This window comes from Acidobacteriota bacterium (genome assembly GCA_040754075.1).
In the GTDB taxonomy this organism is placed as follows: Bacteria; Acidobacteriota; Blastocatellia; order UBA7656; family UBA7656; genus JBFMDH01.
Map to the genome: position 1 here is coordinate 229689 of JBFMDH010000009.1, position 6014 is coordinate 235702.

5 protein-coding genes are annotated in these 6014 nt (G+C 48.5%); 2 read left to right on the forward strand and 3 right to left on the reverse strand.

Going from position 1 to position 6014, the window contains the following annotated elements:
- Positions 1-9: 9 nt before the first annotated feature.
- The 3 genes from AB1757_12600 to queD form a co-directional block, all read right to left on the reverse strand.
- Positions 10-1638, reverse strand: a complete 1629-nt coding sequence (locus AB1757_12600; protein MEW6127870.1) for a hypothetical protein — start codon at positions 1636-1638, stop codon at positions 10-12.
- 57 nt (positions 1639-1695) lie between these two features.
- A complete protein-coding gene (locus AB1757_12605; GenBank protein ID MEW6127871.1) occupies positions 1696-2145 on the reverse strand; it encodes a hypothetical protein in 450 nt (149 codons plus the stop codon).
- A gap of 486 nt (positions 2146-2631) precedes the next feature.
- The gene (queD, locus tag AB1757_12610; protein MEW6127872.1) at positions 2632-3006 is read right to left on the reverse strand and encodes a 6-carboxytetrahydropterin synthase QueD; all 375 of its coding nucleotides are present in this window, start codon (positions 3004-3006) and stop codon (positions 2632-2634) included.
- A gap of 396 nt (positions 3007-3402) precedes the next feature.
- Between queD and AB1757_12615 the strand changes: the two genes are divergently transcribed.
- On the forward strand, positions 3403-4401 hold the full coding sequence (locus tag AB1757_12615) for an isocitrate dehydrogenase (NAD(+)) (GenBank protein MEW6127873.1): 999 nt from the start codon (positions 3403-3405) through the stop codon (positions 4399-4401).
- Positions 4402-4418: 17 nt separating this feature from the next.
- Positions 4419-5909: a leucyl aminopeptidase gene (locus tag AB1757_12620; protein MEW6127874.1), complete on the forward strand. Its 1491-nt coding sequence runs from the start codon at positions 4419-4421 to the stop codon at positions 5907-5909.
- Positions 5910-6014 lie beyond the last annotated feature (105 nt).

A 6014-nucleotide genomic window follows, 5' to 3' on the forward strand; every position in this document is an offset into this window, starting at 1 on the left:
CTCGGAAACTCACTTGAAGAGACTGGATTTGATTAATCTTGAAAGATCGAAGGTAAAGCCGAATTGCCCTCTTACGTCTTTTTCTTTAATGAGTTCGGTTCGGTTGGAATAGGTGAAGGATATGGGAAAATCAACCCCGTTGATGATGGGGATTTTGACTTTGCCTTGCACTTTATGAATCCAATCCTGCCCGGACATCCAGTTTCCTTCATATGCCAGTGAGGCGCGTATGGGATTTGCGCATTCGAGGCATCTATCGGGAGTAATTTTCAACTCCAATTGACCGGCGAGAGACATACCTCTAAGGTCAGCGCCTATCGCTTTATTGTTTTTATATTCAAATGCGCCGTTGAAGGTGAAATTCAACGCCTTGTAGACGCCCTTATCATAAATGACTTCAGCTTTGTATTCATCCGTCCCTTCTTTGCGGGTCTTGGTTTGAACGGCGATAGAGAATTGAGTTCCGTTTCTGATTTCGTCAATTGCATCGTTGGCAACTTCATCTAATTTGATAAATGAGGAGAGGCGTTTTTCAATTAACGCATCAATCCGTTTTATACCTTCGTCACCCAAAATCGCTTGCAGTTTGGTAAACGCACTTGCGCTGGCAAAGATTTCGTTCAACCCCGTCGAGAGAAATTGTTTTTGGATGTCTGGCCACTGACTTATCTTCTCGAAGTTGAAAATAGCACCGAAATCGCTTTCCAAGTCTCGATCCTTGAACGCCTGAGCTTCAGTCACAAATTTATTTTTTCTGAGGGTCAATTTTTCTATTCTGCTTTGTCGGTCTTCGATTTCCTTCTTTTTGGTGTCCATTTGTTCTTGGGTGATGTTAGGGGCGGCGATTTCCCTTTTCAGGTCAGCAATCTCCGCTTGCAGACGATTGATACTTGCTTCATCTTTGGCAATGATTGATGACATAAACGCCTTGAACCGGGTTGCCAGTGAGAATTCCCTGACCACTTCAGACTGGCTTAAAACGAAGGTCTGAATTTCTTGGGTGAGCTTGCCGAAATCTGCGGATGCAGCCGCTAAGCTATTGGTTAAATTATTGAGACTGGTTTCATGGCAAAATGCCATAGCGCCAGTTTGATTTCGACATTTACGAGCGGCATCGCGATGGTTGATGATTAAATACTTAGAACCAAAAATCGTCACTTGGTTTGGCGTTGCCACGCCGTCAATCTTCTCGTTGTCATAGCCGAGTGTGAAAGAAAGCCTTCGCCAATCGGGGTGCGCATTATAGAAAGTTGGGTCCAACGGGTCGATTCGTTTAAGTGCTGCATAGAGTGAATAAGCCGTTGCGGTTACGGAGGCAGAATTCACTTCTTTGGCAGATTCCATTCCGCCAGAAGTTTCCGTTTTTGTCGGATTGGATAAACCGGCAAGATTCAACGCGACGCCGAAAAGGTCAGGAGCGGAACTCTGGTCTAAGAGTGAGGACGTATTTCCGCTCGTGCTGGGCGTCTCTGCCTGATTCGTATTTGAACGTTGATTTACTTTTGCCGCAACCGCATCCTTAACTCTTTTGTTTAACCATTCGACAAAACCGACCGGGTTGTCCTGCGCTGATGTGAACAAGACATTAGTCAGGATTAAAGCCACAACAATAGATGGTTTGCACATTGCTTTTCTCATTTTTTCTCCTCTACAAAGCGTTGTCTGAGTATTGGGAATTACCTTCGATGAAAATGATTAAGTGACCACAACTGTGAGCGGTTCAAAAAATACGTCATTCGGGTTGGTTGAAGAGAAATCAATATCTTTGAGTACAACATCGGTTCCATCCAATTCATGGTGGATAATTTTGTAATTGTACTTTTGAGCCAGAATGAAGTGCATTCCCAATGTGTGAACACTCATTACCGCTAAGGAATCAGATGGCTTGGGCCAGTCTCTTGACCACTGATTGGCTGCGACTGTGGCGTCCTTGTGCGATAACAAAAGCTTGTTCAATGAGGAATCAACTAATGTGAAATTTGCTTGTGAGCCTTGTAGTAACGAGACTTCATAGGTGAGGCTCTCACCGTTTGAAACATCTACTGTGACGGCAATCTTTTCTTTGCCACCATTTACTTTTCGCGTCACCCCTGTACTTGAAGCCGCTGCGGCTTTCTTAGACCCTGCTTTCTTTCCAGTTGCCATAATTAACCTCCGATTGAGTGTCAAGAACACATCGGTCACAAATTGCCGTGCCGATTAAACGGACAATGAAACGAGTGTTCTTGCAGAATTGATATGCTGTAACGAGTCCCTTATTTATCCGGAACACGGCTCGGTTAAGCTAAATTCACATCGCGAACTGAGATGTCGATAGCAATAAATTTTTAGCTGTTTTCATTTTTATATGAAGGGTGTGCGTAATTCCCGCCCTTTATTTATAGGGGTTTTAGCGCCGGATAGCGATTTCGTGACGCTTAAAGTTTGCGCATCCGCTAAAAATCTCAAAAAGCCCAGTAAATCCAGGCTTTTCGTTTCGCGAATTACGCACACTCTTCATTTTTATATGGAGTGAGTAGCAAAGCATTACAATAATTTTGAATAAATTTTTTGGAATGCGAATGAATGGCAGATATTTAATGGCAAATGAACTGCTGTTGCAAGTCGGTAAATTTTACGATAGGGAGAGTTTTAGGAAACCTCATAAGTCGCCGAACTGGTCGAGGTTTCCCAGACCCGGACTTTGCTGACTTGGGCGCGCGGCGTGTCAACCTGCGGGGCGATCTGATGAAAAATATAACCGGCGAGGTGTTCGGCTGATGGGTTCAGTTCGTTATCAAAGGGTGGGAGTTGGTTGAGGTTTTGATGATCTAAACGGCGAATCACCTCGCGGGTCACCGCTTTCAAATGCACGAAATCGACAAGCATGCCGACTTCATCAAGTTCAGCGCCGCGTACAACAATTTCAATTTTGTAATTATGACCGTGCAGGTTTTCGCATTTGCCCTTGTAGCCGCGCAAGGCATGCGCGGCGGCGAACTCTTCGATAATCATGACTTCGTACATAAGCTGTTTACCTCTTGATGAACCGTAAAATTTTATAACCCGATTTCAAGCCTAAAAAAGCCGCAAGCCTTTGTCAATCGCGCCCGAAGTCGTAGGGTGCGATTGGGTGTAATTAAAAGTGTGGCACAAAATTCGGACTTGCCTGACGCATTGTTTGGAGTGCGGTAACTGGTTACCGCTTTTATTTCGCAGCAAATTTACTGATAGAAATGATGCCCATAGCACTTTCTCAGTTACGCCAAAGCGGTGACCAGTCACCGCACTCCAAAAAGTCTCACTTTTAATCGCACCCGAAAGCGCCAGGGATTCTGCGGTCTGGTTGTGACATGGTCAACTGCTCTTGTATCATCTCCAACTTGTTATGATTGCTTTATGCTGTTATTAAGAGAGGATTAAATGACGCGAAAAATTACTTTGATACCCGGCGACGGCATCGGACCCGAAGTCACTTCGGCAGCCGTGTCGGTGGTTCGTGCAACCGGCGTTGATGTGAAATGGGAATCCTATGCGGCAGGCGCAGAAGCCCTGGCGCGGTTTGGCGACACCTTGCCGCCAAGCGTGATGGATTCGATTAAAGAGAATAAAATCGCTTTCAAAGGACCGCTCACCACGCCCATCGGCGAAGGCTTTGCGAGCACCAATGTGCGGCTCAGAAAAGAACTCGATTTATATGCCAACCTGCGCCCCGTCCGGTCGCTGCCGAACGTCAAAACCCGTTATGAAAATGTCGATTTGATTGTCGTGCGCGAAAATACCGAAGACCTCTATTCCGGGCTTGAACACGAAGTCGTGCCCGGCGTGGTCGAGAGTTTGAAAATCATCACCGAAAAGGCTTCAACCCGGATTGCCCGATTTGCTTTTGAATATGCGCGGCGCGAAGGTCGCAAAATGGTGACGGCAATTCACAAAGCCAACATCATGAAAATGTCCGACGGATTATTCCTGCGCTGCTTTCGCAAAGTTGCCGAAGATTATCCCGAAATTATCGCCAGGGATTTAATCGTCGATAATGCCTGTATGCAACTGGTCATCAATCCCAATCAATTCGATGTCTTGCTTCTGGAAAATCTTTACGGCGATATTATTTCGGATTTGGGCGCGGGACTCGTCGGCGGCTTAGGGGTTGCGCCTGGCGCGAATATCGGTGAAGAGATTGCCGTGTTTGAAGCGGTGCATGGCGCGGCTCCCGACATTGCCGGTCGCGGCATTGCCAATCCCACCGCGATGATTCGCACAGCGGTGATGATGTTGCAACATCTTGAGGAACGCGAAGCCGCCACGCGCATACAAAACGCCATTGAAGCGGTGCTTGCCGAGGGCAAGGCGCTGACGCGCGACCTCGGCGGCAACGCCACTACACACGATTTTACCCAGGCAGTCATTAATGCACTTTAAGAGAAAGAGAAACCCCTATGGACATCACCATCAGCGGAAAACCGCTCAGCGAAATTTCCAGCGATGTTTTAATCATTCCCGTATTTGAAAGCGATACCCCGACGGGCGGCGCGCTTACGGTTTTAGATGAACTCACCAACGGTCTGGTCACCTCGGTGTTTGCGAGCGGCGAAGTCAAAGGCAAACGCGATTACGCGATTCTGCTGCACACCAACTCTGCAAACCACTTAAAACGGTTGCTATTTTACGGAGCCGGTAAAGCCGAAAGTTTTACGCCGCTTTCCCTGCAACGACTGGCTGCGGCAGCAGTGAGAAAATTGTCAGGGAATAATTTTGCTTCGCTGGCGTTTTTACTTACTGCCCATCTGGAAAATGAAACCAGGGTGCAGGCTTTAGCAGAGGGGGTCATGCTCGGCGCAATCAAAGGCAATCTCTATCATACGGATAATGACGATTCGCAACGCCTGTCGCATCTGGAATTCATTTGCGAATCGGCAGATGCCGGTCAGTTCATCCAGGCTATCGAAACCGCAAAGGTGATGGCTGAGGCGGTGAATTTCGCAAGACACCTCACCTATGAACCCGGCAATGTGATTACCCCTACACGTCTTGCCGAGCACGCCGCAGAAATGGCTGCGCGTGAAGGCTTAGCCTGCACCCTCATTGATGAAAGCGAAATGAAAGAGCTAGGGATGGGCGCATTGCTTGGCGTCTCGCGAGGCAGCGAAGAGCCTGCAAAACTTATCGTATTGCGTCACGAACCCGCGGGCGCAGACCCGTCGCAACTCATCGCGCTGGTCGGCAAAGGCATTACCTTCGATTCGGGCGGCATCTCGATTAAACCTGCAAGCGGCATGGAAGAGATGAAAAACGATATGGGCGGCGGCGCAGCGGTCATCGGCGCGATGCAAATCATCGCTCGTTTGAAACCCAATGTCCGCGTCATCGGGTTGATTGCCGCTTCGGAAAATATGCCTTCGGGACGGGCTTATAAACCCGGCGATGTGCTGAGAAGCTTGAGCGGCAAAACCATCGAAGTTGTCAACACCGATGCCGAAGGACGGCTCGTTTTGGCTGACGCGCTCACCTATGCGGTCAATCAAGGGGCGACGCAAATCATCGACGCCGCGACGCTCACCGGCGCATGTGTGGTGGCGCTTGGCGATGTGCGCGCGGCGGTGATGGGAACCGATCAACAATTGATTGACGGTTTGCTCAGCGCCGGTGAAACGTGCGGCGAACCCCTGTGGCAATTGCCGGCGAATAAAGAGTACGGCGATTTGATTCGCAGCGATATTGCCGACGTGAAAAATTCCGGCGGGCGGTTGGCGGGCGCGATTACCGCAGGAATGTTTTTGAAGATGTTTGCCGGCAATGTTGCCTGGGCGCATCTGGATATTGCAGGTCCCGTCTGGTACGAAGACGAAAAGCCGTTTATGGCAAAAGGCGCGACCGGATTTGGCACAAGGCTGATGGCAAGTTATGTTTTAAGTAAACCTGAGTATTGAGTTGAATCAGGCAGCAAGGATGCCGCTGTGACGCAACTGATAGCTGATGAGCTTGAGTTGGATGGTATTCCACAACCCAAGCCAACTTCGTGAATAGACGCGATC

Coding starts and splice junctions, on each gene's coding strand:
- AB1757_12605 (MEW6127871.1), bottom strand. CDS start 2,145: ATGGCAACTGGAAAGAAAGCAGGGTCTAAGAAAGCCGCAGCGGCTTCA.
- queD (MEW6127872.1), bottom strand. CDS start 3,006: ATGTACGAAGTCATGATTATCGAAGAGTTCGCCGCCGCGCATGCCTTG.
- AB1757_12620 (MEW6127874.1), top strand. CDS start 4,419: ATGGACATCACCATCAGCGGAAAACCGCTCAGCGAAATTTCCAGCGAT.
- AB1757_12600 (MEW6127870.1), bottom strand. CDS start 1,638: ATGAGAAAAGCAATGTGCAAACCATCTATTGTTGTGGCTTTAATCCTG.
- AB1757_12615 (MEW6127873.1), top strand. CDS start 3,403: ATGACGCGAAAAATTACTTTGATACCCGGCGACGGCATCGGACCCGAA.